The 18,626-nt window shown below is 65.3% G+C and carries 16 protein-coding genes, 1 tRNA gene and 1 pseudogene; 10 read left to right on the top strand and 8 right to left on the bottom strand.

Annotated features, from left to right (window positions below; all coding sequences use genetic code 11):
* Positions 1-274: 274 nt before the first annotated feature.
* Genes IWX75_RS11115 through IWX75_RS11100 form a run of 4 tightly spaced genes read left to right on the top strand, consistent with a single transcriptional unit; the run spans position 275 to position 4,457 of the window.
* Entirely contained in the window at positions 275-1,039 is a 765-nt protein-coding gene (locus IWX75_RS11115) for a DeoR/GlpR family DNA-binding transcription regulator (RefSeq protein ID WP_196822326.1), read from the top strand.
* Complete coding sequence (locus tag IWX75_RS11110) at positions 1,036-2,058, top strand: 1-phosphofructokinase family hexose kinase (protein ID WP_196822325.1); 1,023 nt, start codon at positions 1,036-1,038, stop codon at positions 2,056-2,058. Before IWX75_RS11115 ends, IWX75_RS11110 begins: the two co-directional genes overlap by 4 nt.
* Positions 2,058-4,136 carry a PTS fructose transporter subunit IIABC gene (locus IWX75_RS11105; protein ID WP_196822324.1) on the top strand — a complete coding sequence of 693 codons (2,079 nt, stop codon included), beginning with the start codon at positions 2,058-2,060 and terminating at the stop codon, positions 4,134-4,136. The genes IWX75_RS11110 and IWX75_RS11105 overlap by 1 nt, the downstream gene beginning before the upstream one ends.
* A gap of 42 nt (positions 4,137-4,178) precedes the next feature.
* Positions 4,179-4,457, top strand: a complete 279-nt coding sequence (locus IWX75_RS11100; protein ID WP_196822323.1) for an HPr family phosphocarrier protein — start codon at positions 4,179-4,181, stop codon at positions 4,455-4,457.
* Positions 4,458-4,676: 219 nt separating this feature from the next.
* Here the strand turns inward: IWX75_RS11100 and IWX75_RS11095 are convergent, their stop codons facing one another.
* The 3 genes from IWX75_RS11095 to IWX75_RS11085 all read right to left on the bottom strand — a co-directional run bounded on the left by IWX75_RS11095 (position 4,677) and on the right by IWX75_RS11085 (position 7,529).
* Complete coding sequence (locus IWX75_RS11095) at positions 4,677-5,402, bottom strand: hypothetical protein (RefSeq protein ID WP_196822322.1); 726 nt, start codon at positions 5,400-5,402, stop codon at positions 4,677-4,679.
* Positions 5,399-6,136: a hypothetical protein gene (locus IWX75_RS11090; RefSeq protein WP_334684273.1), complete on the bottom strand. Its 738-nt coding sequence runs from the start codon at positions 6,134-6,136 to the stop codon at positions 5,399-5,401. The genes IWX75_RS11095 and IWX75_RS11090 overlap by 4 nt, the downstream gene beginning before the upstream one ends.
* Before the next feature lie 133 nt (positions 6,137-6,269).
* On the bottom strand, positions 6,270-7,529 hold the full coding sequence (locus IWX75_RS11085) for an endonuclease/exonuclease/phosphatase family protein (RefSeq protein ID WP_196822473.1): 1,260 nt from the start codon (positions 7,527-7,529) through the stop codon (positions 6,270-6,272).
* A 231-nt stretch (positions 7,530-7,760) separates the two neighbouring features.
* On the opposite strand from IWX75_RS11085, the pseudogene IWX75_RS11080 reads away from it, so the two are divergent.
* A pseudogene (locus IWX75_RS11080) lies at positions 7,761-8,174 on the top strand (ZIP family metal transporter); the annotation flags it as partial.
* A 92-nt stretch (positions 8,175-8,266) separates the two neighbouring features.
* Here the strand turns inward: IWX75_RS11080 and IWX75_RS11075 are convergent.
* Positions 8,267-8,339: transfer RNA gene (locus IWX75_RS11075), tRNA-Lys, on the bottom strand.
* A 155-nt stretch (positions 8,340-8,494) separates the two neighbouring features.
* On the opposite strand from IWX75_RS11075, the gene IWX75_RS11070 reads away from it, so the two are divergent.
* The 3 genes from IWX75_RS11070 to IWX75_RS11060 all read left to right on the top strand — a co-directional run bounded on the left by IWX75_RS11070 (position 8,495) and on the right by IWX75_RS11060 (position 10,962).
* Positions 8,495-9,142, top strand: coding sequence for a hypothetical protein (locus IWX75_RS11070; protein ID WP_196822321.1), 648 nt, complete (start codon positions 8,495-8,497; stop codon positions 9,140-9,142).
* Positions 9,143-9,333: 191 nt separating this feature from the next.
* Entirely contained in the window at positions 9,334-9,951 is a 618-nt protein-coding gene (locus IWX75_RS11065; protein ID WP_196822320.1) for a DUF47 domain-containing protein, read from the top strand.
* Positions 9,952-10,962, top strand: a complete 1,011-nt coding sequence (locus tag IWX75_RS11060) for an inorganic phosphate transporter (protein WP_196822319.1) — start codon at positions 9,952-9,954, stop codon at positions 10,960-10,962.
* Between the two features lie 4 nt (positions 10,963-10,966).
* On the opposite strand, the gene pstB is transcribed toward IWX75_RS11060, so the two are convergent.
* The 4 genes from pstB to pstS all read right to left on the bottom strand — a co-directional run bounded on the left by pstB (position 10,967) and on the right by pstS (position 15,050).
* The gene (gene pstB, locus IWX75_RS11055) at positions 10,967-11,746 is read right to left on the bottom strand and encodes a phosphate ABC transporter ATP-binding protein PstB (RefSeq protein WP_196822318.1); all 780 of its coding nucleotides are present in this window, start codon (positions 11,744-11,746) and stop codon (positions 10,967-10,969) included.
* A 30-nt stretch (positions 11,747-11,776) separates the two neighbouring features.
* On the bottom strand, positions 11,777-12,880 hold the full coding sequence (gene pstA / locus IWX75_RS11050; RefSeq protein ID WP_196822317.1) for a phosphate ABC transporter permease PstA: 1,104 nt from the start codon (positions 12,878-12,880) through the stop codon (positions 11,777-11,779).
* A 1-nt stretch (position 12,881) separates the two neighbouring features.
* Entirely contained in the window at positions 12,882-13,814 is a 933-nt protein-coding gene (pstC, locus tag IWX75_RS11045) for a phosphate ABC transporter permease subunit PstC (protein WP_196822316.1), read from the bottom strand.
* A 120-nt stretch (positions 13,815-13,934) separates the two neighbouring features.
* Positions 13,935-15,050: a phosphate ABC transporter substrate-binding protein PstS gene (gene pstS, locus IWX75_RS11040; RefSeq protein WP_196822315.1), complete on the bottom strand. Its 1,116-nt coding sequence runs from the start codon at positions 15,048-15,050 to the stop codon at positions 13,935-13,937.
* A 206-nt stretch (positions 15,051-15,256) separates the two neighbouring features.
* On the opposite strand from pstS, the gene IWX75_RS11035 reads away from it, so the two are divergent.
* On the top strand, positions 15,257-16,384 hold the full coding sequence (locus tag IWX75_RS11035; protein ID WP_196822314.1) for an FUSC family protein: 1,128 nt from the start codon (positions 15,257-15,259) through the stop codon (positions 16,382-16,384).
* 254 nt (positions 16,385-16,638) lie between these two features.
* Positions 16,639-18,357 (top strand): sensor histidine kinase, encoded by a 1,719-nt coding sequence (locus IWX75_RS11030; RefSeq protein WP_334684271.1) that lies wholly within the window; start codon positions 16,639-16,641, stop codon positions 18,355-18,357.
* Positions 18,358-18,626: the final 269 nt, after the last annotated feature.

The following is an 18,626-nucleotide window of genomic DNA, read 5'->3' as shown; positions in this document are numbered from 1 at the left end:
ATCGAGATTGCGGGGAGGTAAAAACAATGTAAACGAATCCGGAATTTCGCTTATTGCACTGCGTGCAATCCCATTCTCTTCTTCGGCTTCCGCGACGCAGGCCGGCCCCCGGACCACCCCTGGGAAGCCTGCTGTTTGCAGCGGTCGGAGCAGCCTCACTGGTCCGGTTTTCTGTGTTTGTGCTTGTTTTTGTCCTAAAAGCCTTGACTACCACAGATAACCGGGGCTACTCTCACATAACCAAAGATTCACGCTGCCAGCACAGGAGCTCCGGATGTTCGCCGAGGAACGTTACCGACAGATCAGCAACCTCGTCTCTGCCGATGGCAGGGTCACTGTTGCAGGATTGTCCTCACGCTTCGCCATTACGAAGGAAACGGTGCGGCGCGATCTGGCCCTGCTAGAGCGCGACGGTGTGCTCCGACGAGTTCACGGAGGCGCGATCGCCGAGAACTCCGCGACGACGAACGAACCGAGCCTGACCAGCCGTGAAGCCACGCACACGTCGCAGAAGCTGCGCATCGCCCAGACCGCCCTTGACATGGTCCCGGCAACGGGCGCCATCGTGCTTGATGCCGGCACCACCACCGGAGCCCTTGCCGGGCTTCTTCCCGCGGACCGGCCGGGTCTGACCGTCATCACCCACGCCGTTCCAGTAGCGAACTCCGCAATCAACTCGGGCCTGCAGGTGGAACTGGTGGGCGGGCGCGTGCGGGCTCCCACCAGCGCTGCCGTCGGAAGCGGCACCGTGGCCCGCTTCGGCAGGTTGCGCGCCGATGTCGCGTTCGTGGGGGCCAACGGCATCTCGGCCGGATTCGGCCTCAGCACGCCCGACGCCGACGAAGCGGCAGTGAAGGCGGCAATCGTCCGTTCCGCCCGCAGGGTGGTCCTGCTGGCCGACAGTTCAAAGTTCAACGAAGAGACCCTCGTCAGTTTCGCTTCCCTGGAGGACATCGATGCACTCATCACCGATTCGGCGCCGACCGGCGCCCTCGCCGCAGCTTTCGCCGACGCCGACGTCGAGGTGGTGATCGCGTGATTCTCACGCTTACCGCCAATCCGAGCATCGACCGTACGGTGGAACTCACCCTGCCCCTTGCCCGGGGCGCCGTGCAGCGCGCATTCGGGGCCGCGCAGGAAGCCGGAGGAAAGGGCGTCAATGTCAGCCGGGCGCTCACCGCGTCAGCTGTGCCGTCCCTGGCCCTGCTGCCGGGCGACGACCGCGACCCCGTTCTCGCCGGGCTGCGGGGAGCAGGAGTGCCCTACCGCAACCTGGGCATCGGCGCGCCGCTTCGGACCAATACGGCCCTCACCGAACCCGACGGCACCACCACGAAGATCAACGAACCCGGGCCACGGCTGACCGCGGACCAGGTCGAGGCCCTCCTAGCACTGGTCGTGAAGGAATCCGAAGGCGCGCAGTGGCTTGTCCTTGCAGGGTCCCTGCCGCCGGGCGTTCCGACCGACTTCTACACCACGGTCATTGCTGCAGTGCGGGAGCGGTACGGCGCTGCGGCACCGTTGATGGCCGTTGATTCCTCGGGGGTCCCCCTCGCGGAGGCTGCAGGTGGACCGAACCCACCGGATCTTCTCAAGCCGAACGCTGAGGAACTTGCTGAACTGACGGGGATCGGCGATGGGAGCGGACTCGAGGAGGACTTCGAGCTGGCTGCCCGCGCCTGCGGCGTCCTCATCAGCGCGGGAACCGGCGCTGTCCTCGCTACCCTCGGGTCGCGGGGGGCCCTGCTCATCACTCCGCGGGGAGCCTGGCACGCCCAGCACCCTCCCGTCGTCGCGCGCTCGACGGTGGGTGCCGGCGATTCAGCGCTTGCGGGGTACCTGCTGGCACAGGTTGCGGGTGAGCTGCCCGAGAACTGCCTGCGCCAGGCAGTGGCTCACGGCTCAGCGGCAGCATCCCTGCCGGGCTCCGCAGTGCCTTCCCTGATCCAGACCACGCCGGCTGCAGTCACAGTCACGAAACTTCTGACCACCTTTCCGGTGATCCATCCCAGCGCAGTCGCGCCCCACGCAACACCCCTTGCACAGGAGGAAGTCTAATGTCCGATCTCATCACACCGGAGCTTGTCACTCTGGATTCGAACCTGGGAACCGAGAGGTCCTCGGTGATCCGCTACCTGGCTGAACAGGTTGCCGGGCAGGGCCGCTCCAGCGAAGTGGACGGCCTCTATGCCGACGCACTGGCCAGGGAGGAGAAAACGGCTACGGGAGTTCCGGGCGGCATTGCCATCCCCCACTGCCGGTCCAAGGCAGTGCTGGTCCCGACGCTCGCCATGGCGCGCCTGTCCCCGGCCGTCGACTACGGCGCCAAGGACGGCCCCGCCGACCTGGTGTTCTTCATCGCGGCACCCGATGGCGCCGACCAGGAACACCTGAAGCTGCTCTCGAAGCTCGCGCGGTCGCTCATCCGGAAGGACTTCACCGCCTCCCTCCGGGCCGCCGAGACGAAGGAGGACATCGTGCGGCTCGTCGAGGGAGCGCTGGGCATAGGGGTGGAGGCTGCCCCGCAGGCCGCAGCAACCGCCTCGAACAGCGGTCCGGCGGGTGCGACCGTCGCCGGCGCGTCCGCCGTCGGGCACGCTACGCCTACCGCGCAGGATGCACCGGACACCACGGGGGAGGCCAAGGGTGAGGTCCGCCGCCTCGTTGCGGTGACCGCATGCCCCACCGGTATCGCCCACACCTACATGGCCGCGGATTCCCTCGTGGCCGCAGCAAAAGAGCGCGGCATCGACCTCCAGGTGGAAACGCAGGGCTCCTCGGGTGCAACTCCGCTGGACCCCTCGGTCATCGCCGCGGCCGATGCTGTGATCTTCGCCGTCGACGTCGACGTCCGCGACAAGGCACGCTTCGCGGGCCTTCCCGTCATCACGTCGCCCGTCAAGCGCGGGATCGACGAGCCCGGCGTCATGGTCGAGGAAGCGGTGGCGGCGGCGAGGAATCCGAACGCCCGACGCGTGGCAGGGACGGCGGGCGGTGAACAGGCCGACGACGACGAGGGCAAGGACAGTATCGGCAGCACACTCAAGCGCGCCCTGCTGACCGGTGTCAGCTATATGATTCCTTTCGTTGCCGGCGGTGGACTCCTGATCGCCCTCGGTTTCCTGCTCGGCGGCTACCTCATCACGGAGACGGCGGACGCCGTCGTCCTGGAGAACAGCCTGCTGAACCTGCCCGAAGGTGGTCTCGGCCAGTACCTCGGCGCGGTGGCCTTCAAGATCGGCCAATTGTCCCTCGGGTTCCTGGTGCCGGCGCTCGCCGGCTACATCGCCTATGCCCTCGCCGACCGTCCCGGCATCGCCCCGGGCTTCGTCGCCGGTGCTGTGGCGGGCTTCATGGGTGCGGGCTTCCTCGGCGGGATCGTCGGTGGCCTGCTCGCAGGCTATGTGGCACTGATGATCGGCCGGCTCTCGGTCCCCCGTTGGCTGCGCAGCCTCATGCCCGTGGTGATCATCCCCCTCGTGGCATCCATCGTGGCCTCGGGCCTCATGTTCCTCGTGCTCGGCGGACCCATCGCCGCCCTGACCGTCGGACTGAACAACTGGCTGTCCGGCCTCACCGGAACGGCCGCCCTCGGTCTCGGCGTCATCCTCGGCCTGATGATGGCCATCGACCTCGGCGGTCCCGTGAACAAGGTGGCCTACTCCTTCGCAGTGGCGGGCCTCGGTGCAGGCGCCATCGACAATCAGGCTCCCTGGCAGATCATGGCCGCTGTGATGGCAGCGGGAATGGTCCCACCGCTGGCGATGGCCCTCGCGACGACGATCGACCGCAACAGGTTCACCGTCGCCGAAAGGGAGAACGGAAAAGCAGCCTGGCTGCTGGGAGCGGCGTTCATCTCGGAGGGGGCAATCCCCTTCGCGGCCGCGGATCCCCTGCGCGTGATTCCATCGTCGATGATCGGCGCAGCGGTAACCGGCGCAATGGTCATGGGAACAGGGGTCACCTCCCAGGCACCCCACGGCGGGATCTTCGTCTTCTTCGCGATCGGGAACGTGGTTATGTTTATAGTGTCCATTCTCGTCGGCACGATCATCTCGGCCCTCGTCGTCGTCGCACTCAAGCGCCATGCGGCACGCCGGAAGAACGCGGTTCCCGCTGAAGCGGTAGCGGCCTGAGCGCCACCAGTAGTAGCTCCATCAACCACGAAGGAACACACCATGGCAGAACGCAAAGCAGCAGTTGCAAGCCGCGTAGGCCTGCATGCCCGCCCCGCTTCAATCTTCGCCGAGGCTGCGGGGGAGCTTCCCCTGGAAGTCACCATCGCGATGGAGGGCGAGCCCGCCGAGGAGGCAATGGACGCGTCGAGCATTCTGTCGCTCATGAGCCTCGGTGCGTCGCACGGCGACGTCGTCGTACTCCGCGCTGAGGGTGACGGCGCCGAGGACGCGCTCGAGACACTGGCGAGGATCATCGAGACAGATCACGACGCCGAGTAGCCGGCAGCTCGTCCCCACTAAAAAAGCAGGTGCGTCCACCCGTTCTAATGGACGCACCTGCTGGTTCAATAACGATCCGCTGACCCCCCACGGTCATCGGCAGTTACATATTCATAATTTTTGCACACGATGATGAAAACGTGAATAGCCCTTGGACACAGTTCGGTCACTATTGACCCGATCGGCACGTCGAAGTATCCGCAGCTTCTTCCGGCGGTCCTACGGTGCCAGCAGGTTCGAGCGCCCACCGCTCCTGGCCGCACGCCATTTGCTGAACCAGATCAGGCAAAGACCGAGCACCACGCAGAGGATGGCACTGAAGGGCAGGACGATGACCCCCGCCCCCAGATCGACGTTGAAAAGCTGCAGCACAGCGAACACCGTAACTATCCCGAAGCCCAGCGCAAGAAATCCACCGGCCAGGCGATGAAGGAATCGGGTATGCCTGTTGACCGCTGAGGCAAGGGCCGGGCCGACGAGGCATGCGGCCACGTATCCCGGATAGAGCCGTCCCGCCTCGCTGTAGCGCTCCACGGCGTCCTGGTCCGCGAAGGCCGTCAGTCCCGTATTACTGTAGGGAAGGTCGCTCTGGACGAAGAAGTACACGGTAAAGGCGACCGTCACTGCCAGGACTGCCATGCCCAGCGGACCGACGATGAATTTCCGTGCCCGCGGTGCCTTGAAGGCGGCCACCATCCGTACGCCCAGGAGGACGAAAACCGCGTAGAGGCACAGGCGGATCACCAGGTTGGCCAGATTGACGCCGCCCAACAGCTGATCCACCGCCAGGTAGATGGGCTCGAGGGAAAGTCCTACCGCCACCGACAGCAGCACCAGGGCGGCGAACACCACCCTGCCGCGTCCGCGAACCACATCCGGTACCCGGATTGCCGCTCCCAGGAGGCACGCCGCCAGCGCCACCCATTGAATCGCCACTGCGCTCATCCCAGGTTCTCCCAAATCGCTTGGTCCTGGCCGTCGTCGAGCTCGGCCTTCCGCAACTGCTTTCCAAGAATCTCCAGACGGTCCCGCCCGAGCTGCACCAGCTCGATATCGGTCAAGGCCCACAGTGCGCGCTCCCGTCCGTTCTCGGGCCAGCCACCCTCCGCGGGAGTCAGGAGCCCCGTCACCACGAGGCCGCTCGTCAGCGATACCCCTGCAATACGGGCGGCCTCGACGGCGAGCTCGGGGCTGAACCTGCCGGCGGTGAGCTGCGCCGAGACGTTCTGGCGCGCGACGCCGGTTCGGGCAGCCAGGCTCTGCCGCAGATCCCCGGGATCGACTGCTTCTACCCAGGCCCGCACCGAGTGCCGGTGGGGGAAAGGTGCCAGCTCCAGCTCTACGGTTTCACCGGTGCGCTCCCTGTCCTCACTGCGCGCGACCAGTAACCGCAGTATGTCGATGGAGGACACCTGGCTCACCAACTCGGCGTCCGTGGGCGGGCGGAGGCCGGACTCCAGATCCTGGTACCCCTCGAACCCGGCCAGTGCCTCCACAGGGTCTTTCGAGTATCCCCGCGCGATGGCGATGATCGTGCCCACCGACACTTTTCCCCGGACCAGTTGCTGCGCGAGGGTGGACCGCTTGATTCCGGCCGTCCGGCAGACCTCGGAAACGGTGTCATTCGGGGCGATCCGGGAGCGCCACAGTTGGAATGCCTTGGCTGTGACCGCCATCATTCCCTTCCGATTGGACTTATCGTGCTCCCATGGAAGTATACTGAAGTCACTGGCTCCCCATTCTGCGATTCCCCCATACGCAGAACGCGGAGCCAGTTTCAATTTAAGCACCGGACCGGACGGTCCAGCCGTCTCACTGGTTCCTGAGCAGCACGTCCACGGAGACGAGCCTGTGGTCGCTCGTCGGAAATGGGAAGATGCCGGTGAGCTCGGAGCCCGGGGTGCCGACCTTCGGCCAGTAGATCCCTGATCCCAGCACCTTCAGCGTCTTCGATGGCAGCACGTAGTCGGCGCGGAGGTTGCCCACGCCCTGGTCCTCGAAATCCGCTGTGTCATGGCGTGGATCGCCCCGGTGCCCGGCGTTGGCTGCGCCCTGGAGAGCCGAGGCCTCAGCCGCTCCGTCGGCGGCCGGCCGGGGATCCTGGACCAGCTCGTTCTTTAGCAACTGGTCGATCGAACCACGCAGCGAGTCCCCGTCCCGGGGGTCACTGTTCAGGTCACCCAGAATGACGAACCGCTCGCTGCGCGCAAGGCCGCCGTATCCGCCGTCGTCGTCATAGATGTAGCGGGCCGTTTCTCCGCCCCGGATGTAGTCGGCCCACAGGCGGATCTCGTCGGAGTTCCGCTTGCCGTTGCGGTCCTCGCTGCCGTCGAAGGCCGGCGGCGTCGGATGGCTCACCAGAACGTGCACGGTGCTTCTTCCCACAGTGACCGGGACGTCCCAGTGCGACTTGCTGGAGAGCCGGACCTCGGCCAACTCGTCGGCCGAGAACCACCCGGAATCCTGTACCACCGGATCAGCCGGCAGCCGGGCGTCCGGCATATCGCTCCACCGGAAGTTCTGGAAGGTCCGCACTTCCTCTTCGTCGATCGGGTACTTCGAATAGACCACCATGCCGTACTGGCCCTCGAAGGTTCCGTATCCGTAAGCGTCCTCCGGGCCTCCGACCGAGCCATCGTTGTTTAGGTCGAAACCGCTCGTCACACCGGTGTTGGAGGGTGCGGTATAGAAATAGGGATAATCCGCGGGGGCCTGTCCCTGCTGGCCCACGCCCAGGTAATGGGTGCGGAACAGCTCGGCCGCCTCATGCCCGGCGTCGTAGTCGAATTCATTGAGGAGGAGGACGTCGGGCTGGTTGGCCTGGATGACCTGCGCCACGGCTTTCGCCTGCGCATTGGAAGGTCCGGCGAGATCACGGATGAGGTCCCCTGGATTCGCGCGGTTCAGACTGGCGTTGTAGGTGGCGAACCGGATCCCCTTCTGGTCCGCGCCCTGATCCTCGGGGGCGATCACCAGGGAGGACAATCCTCGGGCAGCACCGGCCTGGGCAGGTGAGAGCGTGCCGACGGCCAGGACTGCGGCTGCAACAGCCGCGACGGTCCATCTCCCCATCGCTCCCAACCCGACCCCCAAAGTAGTTTCCTGCAGAAACTTAAACCCTACCGACAATCGGGTCGGTGGAACGGCTGGGGAAATAACGATTCGAACTCAAGCATTGTTCGGATCGAAGGAGGAATCCGGCCCGGGAGTCAACGGAAAAAATCCCCGCGCACCCCTGTAGGGCCGTGCAAAGCTGGACCGGGCCCCGCATTGGGGAGGAAAAGGAGACACCGACATGCCGTTGTGGGTGCCCTCCTCGACGGGATTCCCGAATCAGTGGTTCTCGGGCTCGGTCTCGTCACCGCCGGTGCTGTCAACCCGGCGGTCCTGGTCGCGGTATTCATCTCCAACGTGCCGGAGGGACTGTCGAGCACAGCCGGCATGAAGAAGTCCGGGCGGTCCGCACGCTACGTCTTCGGCCTGTGGGGAAGCATCTCCCTGCTCTGCGGGGCGGCGTCACTGGTCGGCTTCACACTGCTGGATGGCGCGTCCGGAGGCACCATCGCCTTCATCACCGCGCTGGCCGCCGGCGCAATCCTGGCCATGGTGGCGGACACCATGATTCCCGAGGCATTCGAGCGCCAGCATATGCTGACCGGCCTGATTGCCTCGCTGGGTTTCCTCACCGCGTTCGTGGTGCACCAGGCGGCCGGCTAGCCCCTTCGGGAGTGCTTTCTCCTTCTTCCGCGTTAAAAGGCAAACCCCCACCGGCCTTGCGGCCGGCGGGGGTTTCCACTTCCGGAAGGAAGTGGGCCCTGAGGGGCTCGAACCCTCGACCCACGGATTAAAAGTCCGATGCTCTACCATCTGAGCTAAAGGCCCAACTCGAACCCGCTGGTGCTCACCAGCCGGAACGACCACCTAACTTTATCGCAAACACCGAAGGCCCGATGCACGTCCGCTGGAAGCCGTTCTCGTTCCGCACTGCGCCAGGGCGGAACCTGCAGGCCGGCAGTGCACAGGAGTATTCTCATTGCATGGATGGCGAATATACGAACAAGAGCCCACGGCCCCACAAGCCCAAGCAGTTTGCGCCCGTGGATTTCGAGGTCTTCGCGGGCGGGGTGGACCCCTCACGTGTTTCCGAGGCGGCGCACATGTCGGCGCACGCACTGGTGCATCACGGCAGGGGAAGTGATGACCCTGAGATAACCCGCCGCCTCGTGGAGCTCGCCGATCAGCAGGGCCTCGAAGCCATCGCCGAGATGTGGGCGGAGAGCCCGGCGCGCTCGTTGCCGGGCGCGCTGTGGCGCCTGTACGCGCTGCGCGCCGCGACCCAGCGTGATCCTGACCGGATCGCCGCCTACTTCGCCTCCGGGAAAGAGGTGGCGCAGGTGTCCAAGGTCGTGGCCGGCGTGGCGGAACCCCCTGGCGCCTCCGAGATGACCGACATGGCGGACACCATCCTTTCCGGTGCGTTCGAAGGCGATTTCGACGTCGCGCTCGAGCGCTTCGCCGCCTTCTGCCGGGTGGTCGCCCTCGGTCAGACGAACCATGCTGAAGCCGCGGAGGCGGGCAACGGCGCCCATGCCTCCCGCCTGACGAAGAACTCCCACCAGCTCATCAAGACTGCCGAGGACCTTGAGCACGCTGCGGCGTCCTGGCGCCGCGGGGAACTCGACTGATCCGCCGGCGCCCTGCTGATCTTGACACGGGCGCCGCAGAGGAGAACACTAAAAGTGGCGTCGGACCGTGGAACCCCCGGGCTTCAACACTCAGCCGCTTCGAGCGGCCTTCCGCCGAGAGGCGCTCCCGGTTCGACGCCATTACTCTGCCTCCAGGGACAGCCTCGGGCGCAACTTGCCAGGAAGATTTCGTGAAGCTACGCCTATTTCCGCAGGAGAACGCAGGGCTTGAACTTCTGTCCCGGATGGCACGGCAACTGGTTCTCGGCGTAGGGACGATGTCGGCGATCCTCGGGGCGACAACGGAGGAGTACGACCGCCTGGCTGAGGAACTGCACCAGCACGAGGCCGTGTCGACCGACCTGCACTTCGCGCTCCTGACCTCCATGCGGACATCCTTCATCAATCCGCTACCGCGGGAAGACCTCTACTCCCTCTCCCGGCTCCTCAACGAAGCCATCGAGAAGCTGGACGGTGCCGCCGAACTCATCGCCCTCTACCGGTTGAGCAAACTGAGCCAGCGCGCCGTCGACCAGTTGGAAGTGATCAACCGCCAGGCCGAGCTGACGGCTGCGGCGATGCAGCGGCTCAATTCGATGGATGAACTCGAGGAATACTGGATCGAGATCCTCCGCCTGGCCAGGCGTGCTGAGAGGACACACCGCAGCTGGTGCGCTGAACTCCTGCGGGACCACAAACCGCTGGTCTACGCCCGCCACCGGGATGTTGCGAACCAGCTTGTTGACGTGACGAAGGATATTCGCAGGGTGGCCACCCAGGTGGGCAGCATCCTGGTCAAGGAATCCTAGGTGGAAACCCTCCTCCTCGGAGCAGTAGTGTGCCTCGCGGGTGGTTTCGCCTTCCTCAACGGCTTCCACGACGTCTCGAACTCGGTAGCCACCGCCGTCCGTACCCGCGCCCTGACGCCGACCGTCGCGGTCCTCCTGGTGGCAGTTTTCAACCTCACGGGTGCGCTGCTCAGCACGTCCCTCGCGCTGTTCTTCACTGAAGCGGCAATCGGCCTGCCGTCCGGCCAGGCCGGACTGGGCATCCTCATCGCCGGGCTGCTGGCCGCTGGGTGCTGGGGGTTGTTCACGTGGCGCCGAGGCAAACCGTCGTCGTCCACCCACGCCCTGCTCGGCGGGCTGGCCGGCGCGGGAGCCGCATCGCAACTCACGGACGGCCAGGCCATGGCCGGGGCGGGCCAGGCGTTGCTCCTGCAGATCGCGCTGCCGCTCCTGCTCTCCCCCGTGGTGGCCTACGTGTTGGCCTACGCGATGGTCTTTCCGGCGACCTGGCTGCTCCGGCACAGTGCGCCCGGCAAGGTGAACCGGGGCAATCGGATGGCGCAGTCGGTCTTCGCCGGCGCTTTCGCCCTGGGCCATGGCCTCCAGGACGGCCAGCGGACCATGGCGGTCATTCTCCTGGCCCTCGTGGGGACCGGATACTCGAACGGGTCGCAGATGCCCTTGTGGGTCCAGGTCTTCGCCGCCGTCCTCCTGGCCACCGGGTCCCTGTTCGGGGGGTGGCGCATCACCCACACGCTCGCGCACCGGCTGGTGCACATCGATCCGCTGCGGGGGATGACGGCGCAGGGTGTCAGCTCGGCGATGCTCTTCGTCGGGGCGATCTCGCTCCAGATGCCGCTCTCCAGCACGCACACGATGACCTCGGCGATCATCGGCGCCGGTGCCAACCAGCGATTCTCCACGGTGCACCGGCCGGAACTGGCCCGGATTCTTGCCGTATGGCTGGGCACCGCCCCGGTGACGGCACTCCTCGGAGGAATCTTCTTCCTGGCACTCAGCCCGCTGCTGTAGCGTCCTAGCCGAACCGTCCGGACACGTAGTCCTCGGTGGCCTTCTCTGCGGGCTTGCTGAAGATGGCTGCGGTTTCACCGTACTCGATCAGCTTGCCCGGCTTACCCGTGCCCGCGATGTTGAAGAACGCCGTCTTGTCCGAGACGCGCGCTGCCTGCTGCATATTGTGGGTCACGATCACCACGGTGTACTCGTTCTTCAGCTCGTTGATGAGGTCCTCGATGGCGAGGGTGGAGATGGGGTCGAGCGCCGAGCACGGTTCGTCCATGAGGATCACCTGAGGTGAAACCGCGATGGCCCGCGCGATGCAGAGGCGCTGCTGCTGGCCACCCGAAAGCCCCGATCCCGGACGTCCGAGGCGGTCCTTGACCTCGTTCCAGAGGTTCGCTCCCTGCAGCGACTTCTCCACCAGGGCGTCGGCGTCGGACTTGCTGATGCGCTTGTTGTTCAGTTTCACCCCGGCCAGCACGTTGTCACGGATGGACATGGTGGGAAAGGGGTTGGGACGCTGGAACACCATGCCGATCTGGCTGCGGACCGTGACGGGATCCACCGCTGCGTCATAGAGGTTGTCGCCGTCGAGCAATACCTCGCCCTCTACGCGCGCCCCGGGGATGACCTCGTGCATCCGGTTGAGCGTGCGCAGGAACGTGGACTTGCCGCAGCCCGACGGGCCGATGAAAGCGGTGACGGAACGTGCTTCGATGTTGATGTTGACGTCCTCCACGGCAAGGAACTTGCTGTAGTAGACGTTGAGGTCCTTGACGTCGATTCGCTTGGACATGTAATCCTTATCGGTTGTTGCCGCGGGTTGTCAGCGGCTGGTCTTGGGTGCGAACATGCGGGCGACGAAACGGGCCACCAGGTTCAGGAGCATCACCATGATGATCAACAGGAGGGCCGCCGCCCATGCGCGCTGCGTGCTTGCGTCGATGTTCGTCGGCGAGGTCGGCGTGAGGATCTGGTAGTAGATGAACGTTGGAAGGGTGCTCATCCATCCGCTGAAGACGTTCCAGTTGATGGCGCTGGCAAACCCCGCCGTTACCAGAATAGGTGCAGTCTCGCCGATCACCCGTGCGATAGCCAGGGTTACGCCGGAGGCGATACCCGAGATCGCCGTGGGAATGACGACCTTCATGATGGTTCGCCACTTCCGCACGCCGAGTGCGTAGGACGCCTCGCGCAGTTCGTTGGGAACGATCTTCAGCATTTCCTCGGTGGAACGGACCACGACGGGAATCATCAGGACCGAGAGCGCGACGGCGGCAACGAAACCCGTGCGCGTGCCCGGGCCGAACAGGAGTCCGAAGAGCGCCGCGGCGAACAGTCCGGCGACGATCGATGGAATGCCGGTCATGACGTCCACGAAGAAGGTGATGGCCCGCGTCAGCGGTCCGCCCGTACCGTACTCGATGAGGTAGATGGCTGCCAGCAGCCCGACCGGCACCGAGATCAGTGTGGCCCACAGGGTGATCTGCAGGGTACCGATCACTGCGTGATAGGCGCCGCCGAGCACTGGCGTCCCGTTTTCGGCTGCGCTGTTGTCGACCGCCCCCGTCACCCCGTTCATGGAGGTGAACAGGAAGTCGTAGGAGATACCGGGCACCCCCCGCTCGAGGACGGTCCAGATCACCGAAAGGAGCGGGAGCAGCGCCAGGAGGAAACACCCGTAGACGAGGTAGGTGGCCAGTGAGTCGGTTGCCTTGCGCCCGCCCTCCACCGTTGCCGTGACGATGGTCGCGCCGACGACGAAGAAGACTGCAGCGAACACCGCCCAGGAGACGATGCTGAAGCCCACGAGGGCCGAAACGGCTGCGGCGAGGACGACGGCCGCGCCGAGGACCACCCACACCGCGTAGCGCGGCAGCCTCCCCTTGGTCAGCTGGGACTGGCGACGGCTCAAAGTTGCGTTGGTCATGTCAGTTCGCCCCCGAGAATTCCTTGTGGCGGCTGATGATCCAGCGCGCGATGATGTTGACGGCCAGGGTGATGACGAACAGGACCAGTCCTGCCGCGATCAGCTCGCTCAGCCGCAGACCGAAGGCCTCCGGGAAGTTGAGCGCGATCTCGGCCGCGATGGTCTGGTTGCCGGACTGGATCAGGCTCGCCTGAAGTGCGCCTCCGGACAGCACCAGGGCGACGGCCATGGTTTCACCCAGAGCCCTGCCGAGGCCCAGCATCGCCGCGCTCACAATGCCCGGTCGGGCGAACGGGAGGACCGCCATGCGGATCATCTCCCACCGCGTAGCCCCCATGGCGAGTGCTGCCTCTTCATGCAGGTTCGGTGTCTGGAGGAAGATCTCGCGGCTCAGCGACGTGATGATCGGCAGCACCATGACGGAGAGCACAATGCCCGCAGTGAGCATGGTGCGGCCGGTCTGACTGGCGGGGCCTTCGAAGATCGGGATCCAGCCCAGGTACTGGGCGAGCCAGGCGTAGGCGAGGGCGAGTTGTGGCGCCAGGACGGCGTAACCCCATGCGCCGTACACCACCGAGGGAATCGCTGCCAGCAGGTCGATGACGTATCCGAAGACCTGCGCGAGGCGCCGGGGCGCGTAGTGGGAGATGAAGAGTGCGACGCCGATTCCGAGCGGCGTCGCAATCAGCAGGGCGATGGTCGCGGCAATCACGGTGCCGACGACGATCGGCAGGATGTACGAGCCGAATCCTGCGCCGCCGGTGATCTCCGCGGGGTCCGCGCTGAACGTCGGAAGTGCCTGCACGAGCAGGAAGACGGCAACGCTGAAGAGGACCGCCAGTATCAGGCCGCCCGCGGCGAGTGTGGCTCCGGAGAAGATCTTGTCTCCTGAATCGCCAGCTCGCCCCGTGCTGGTCAGACTGTTGGTTGACACTGAGAACCCTTCAGAACGGATGGTGGCGCTGCTTCGGTAAGTTTTCACGGTCTTCGGCGGCATTACAAGCTGAGCTGCCCCGCCCGGTACGTTTCCCCGGGCGGGGCAGCTCAGGAGGAGCTAGGAAGCGACGGCGATCGAATCGATCGCCTGCTGGGCCTGCTCGCGCAGCGCCTCGGAGATGGGGGCGTTGCCCGCGGAGCTGGCGGCATCTTCCTGGCCCTGCTCGCTGATGGCATAGGAACCGAAGGCCTTCGCGAGGTCCACCGTCTCCTGATCCTCATAGGTGGTGCAGTAGATGTGGTAGGAAACCAGCACGACGGGGTAGGCGCCAGATTCCGTGGTGTCGCGCTCGAGATCGAGGGACATGTCAGCGTCCGGCCGGCCCTCGACCGGAGTAGCAACCTCGACGGCCCGTGAAGCAGCTTCCGGGCTGAGTTCGACGTACTCCTCGCCGACCTTCACGAGCGCCTGCCCGAGGTCGCCGACGGCGGAAGCGTCCGTGTAGGTGATGGCACCCTCGGTGGCCGTGGTGGTCGAGACCACGCCGTTGGTGCCCTGGGCGTTCTCGGCCACGACCTCTGCGGGCCAGTCGCCCGACGCCTCGTCCGTCCAGACGTCCGGGGCCGCTGCGGCGAGGTATTCGGTGAAGTTTTCCGTGGTGCCCGACTCGTCCGCACGGTGGACCACGGTGATCGGGGTGTCGGGCAGTTCCACGCCCTCGTTCTGGGCGGCGATGGCGTCATCGTTCCAGTTCGAGATCTCGCCGCGGAAGATCGAGGCGATTGTGGGGGCGTCGAGGTTCAACGAATCGATGCCGGGAAGATTGAAGGCGACGGCGATCGGTGAGACGTAGGCGGGGATGTTGATCGCACCGTCCGGCCCGCAGACTTCCTTCGAGGCCTCATACTCTTCGTCGTCGAGGTAGGCGTCCGACCCTGCGAACTGAACGCCCTGCGCGAGGAAAGCGTCACGACCCGCTCCGGACCCGTCGGGGGAATACTGAATATTCGCGCCGCTGTGCATCGCCTGGAATCCTGCCTGCCAGGCGGTCATCGCGGCGTTCTGGGCGGAAGATCCGGCGCCGGTCAGCGTTCCCGTGACTTCAGCCGCTGCGGAGGTTGCTCCACCGGCGGGCTCAGCCTGATTTGTCGCATTGTCAGAACCACAGGCTGTCAGTGCCAGCGCAGCTACCGAAATTACTGCCGCTGCGCGGCCAAAACGAAGAGCCTTCACGAAATGTTGCCCCTTCCAGGGTTTTTGTCTAGTCGTGCGTTCGATGCACCCGAATCGGGAGGTACGCGTTTTTGTACATCCTCGAAGTTATGCGCCGCAGGTAACGAGACTGCCGAAGGAAAGTGAACAAAAGGTGAACGGTCCTTGGCCATTACGTTCACCCAGTGTGCGGGGTGGCAGTTGGGGAAGGCTCCTAGACTGGGGGCATGCCGCCGCGCAAGGGACTGACGATCTTCCGCTCCTTCCTGCGTTCCAGGACACGGGTGGGGCTCAAGCGCAGTTCCTCTTCGGTGGTGACGGCCCTGCAGATGACCGTGTGTGCGGTGGGAGCCTACGCCTTCGCCGAGCAGGTGCTCGGACACGACGGACCCCTGTTCGCCGCCACTTCCTCAATGATCGCGCTGGGCTTCTCGCGCGACCCGCGGCTGCGGCGCGTGCTGGAGGTGGGGTTGGGCTGCACGCTCGGGATCGCTCTGGGGGACCTGCTGCTGACCCTGTTCGGAACGGGACTCTGGCAGGCCGCCGTCGTGCTTTTCGTGTCGATCCTGCTGGCGCGGTTCCTCGACAGCGGCACCATCTTCACCACCCAGCTCGGCCTGCAGTCGTTGCTCGTGGTGCTGCTGCCTGCGCCCGACGGCGGTCCCTTCACGAGGAGTGCGGACGCGATCGTCGGCGGATTGTTCGCGCTGGTGATCACGATCCTCCTGCCCCGTGATCCCCGCCGTGAGCCCAAGACCAACGTGCGCGGGCTCCTCAACGAGTTGGCGGGAGTCCTGCGGGACAACGCTTCGGCGCTGACCTCGAGTGACGCCACCGCCGCGTGGCACGCGCTGGTGCGTGCCCGGAACACCCAGCCCGAACTCGACCGGTTGACGAGCAGCATGCGCGCAGCGAAGGAAATTGCACGGATTTCCCCTGCGTTCTGGCGCCACCGCAGCGAACTCGGATCCCTTGGCGGTTCCATCGATTCGATAGACCTCGCGATCCGCAACAGCAGGGTGTTCTCGCGCCGCCTCACGTCCGTCATCAACCACGCCGCACTGACCGACGAGGCGATTGCCTCGCTCACCCAGATCCTCGAGGACACCGCCGATGCGGTGGACAGGCTCGCACGTGCCCTATCGACGGCGGACGGCGCCGAGCGCCGGGCCAACCTTCGCTCGGCGCGCAATGACCTCGCCGCCGTCGCCACCGACCTCCATCCTCGGACCCTGCACGTCCAGCGGCTCGAAGGGGAGGCACTCATCCTCCTTTTCCGGCCCCTGATCGTCGACCTCCTCGAAGCGACGGGGCTTTCGCACGAGGAAGCGGCGGTCTATCTGCCGCGGCTCTAGGGACCTGGCGCGCAGCGTGCACCGCGCGCTCTGCACCCCTCCGAGGCGGCGCGCTCTGCACCCCTCCCCGGCGGAAGCAGGCACCGGCACCGGGAACGGTACAGTGCAGTAACAGTGCCGTCCCCATTGCGACCGGCACGAAATTCGACTCGTGCCGGCGTCGGGCGCTTTCCTGGCCGAGGCCCTGCGGGGCCATCCAAGGCGAAGGCACCGCCGTGGTCGGCGGCAGGTCTCTACAGGGAAGTGGTGAATTCGTGCGAAGCGGACAGCCGAGGGGTGCGTTCGACCCGGCGTCGTTGAGTAATCTTCCGGTTCAAACCCGGGTGGTACTGAGCCAGCTGCCCCTGACGTGCACGACGGCAATCGTGTTGCTCGAGACATTCTTTCTATCGCCCGAGGCCTTGCGGGGGCCGTTGCTGCAGCTCAGTGTAGTGCTGCACGTCCTGATTCTGATCCTTTGCCTGGTGGTGCCATGGCAGAAACTCCATCCGCGGCTTGCCCTGATCATCCCGCTCGTGGACTTCGTCCCGATCCTTCTGACACGTGAGGGTGTTGGCGGTGAGCTTACGGCACTGGGGTTCCTCTGCACTTTCCCGATGATCTGGTTCGCGGCCTCGGGTCTCCCGTTATGGAGCACCCTTTCGGTGGCTGTGCTGGCCCCGTTGGTGGTCGTGTGGGCGCCACTTTTCGCCCGCGGTGGGCTTGTGAGCGGCGTCGACCTGGCCCGGCCGGCGCTCCTTCCGCTGATCATGGTGGCGGTGAGCCTCACGATCTGGGTCATCACGGGGAGCCTGCGGGGCCAGCGACACGCCCTGGAGGCCAAGGAAGCCGCCCTGCAGGCGGAGCTCAATGTCAGCGCAAGGCGCCGGGGCCTGCTCGACACGGTCATGAACGCCGTCGACGTCGGCGTGGTTGCCTTCGGCGTCGCGGGGGAAGGCACGCTGGTCAATGACAAACTCCGTGCCTTGAGGCAGCAGATCGCGCAGGAGTCCTCCATCGAGTTGTTCTCCGCTGACACCTTCACCGACAGCGATGTGCCGATGTTCGACGCCGAAGGAAGAACCCGGCTGGAGGACTACGAGAAGCCTCTGCACAGGGCCGGCCAGGGACAGGAATTCTCGGGATACCTGATTCGTTTCGGGGAGGAACCCCACCAGAGGATGCTCTCGACGTCCGCCCGGGTACTGCGGAATGGTGAGGGGCACGCGGACGGTGCCGTGGTGAGTTTCACCGACATCACCGAACTGGTGGCCGCACTGAAGGCCAGGGATGACTTCGTGTCGAACATGTCCCACGAGCTCCGGACCCCGCTCACCTCGATCAAGGGCTATGCCGAGATGATGGCTGCCGACCCGCAGGCACCCGAGCACATGACCGACGCGCTGGGCATCGTCCAGCGGAACGCGGACCGACTGCTGCACATGATCAACGACCTCCTCGACTCCTCCTCGTCATCCGCGACGGAGGTGCGGCCGGCCCCGACCGACTTCACCCGTCTGGTCACGAGGAGTATCGCTTCGTGTGGTCCCAAAGCCGGTGCTGCCGGGGTGCGTCTACTCAATTCCATCGAGGGGCCGCTGTCGGTGTTCTGTGATCCGGTGAGGATGGAGCAGGTCCTCGATAATCTGCTGTCCAATGCGATCAAGTATTCCCCCGACGGCGGGACGGTCACCGTGCGGGCGGAGCGGACCGGCGACGGCGTGGTGTGCACGGTGGAGGATACCGGCATGGGGATGAGTGAATCCGACCAGGCTGCGGTGTTCACCAAGTACTTCCGCAGCCCCAGCGTGCGGATGTCCACCATCCCGGGCACAGGGCTCGGCCTGGCCATCACGAAGAAGATCATCGAGCAGCACGGAGGGTCCATCACCTGCGCGAGCAGGCTCGGTCGGGGAACCGTGATGACCTTCACGTTGCCGTTCTATACAGGAGCCGGACAACTACCTCGGAGACTGGCCGAACAGGCGGCATAACGGTGCGTCGTCCGAATCCGTCGGTCCCGAACAGCCCGGTCCGGTTGCTGAGCCGGAGAATTTCGGATGACCGACTCCCGAGGACGCGGCTTCACCAGGACGACGCGTACGGCCGACCTGTGTCCGGTTCCGCTCCTCGAAAGCGCTTGTCACGCATGGAAGGTCTGGCGTAGAATTTTGAGCTGACCGCCATGTTTCGATTATCGAACGCCGTTTCCTTTTATCGAACACAGTCTGACGGCGACGAACAGCCACACGATGAAGTGAGG

Origin of the sequence: Arthrobacter sp. CAN_A6 (genome assembly GCF_015751715.1) — a bacterium.
Taxonomy (GTDB): Bacteria; Actinomycetota; Actinomycetes; order Actinomycetales; family Micrococcaceae; genus Arthrobacter_D.
The sequence above is the reverse complement of the archived record's forward strand: the minus strand, read 5'-3'. Positions and strand labels throughout refer to the sequence as shown.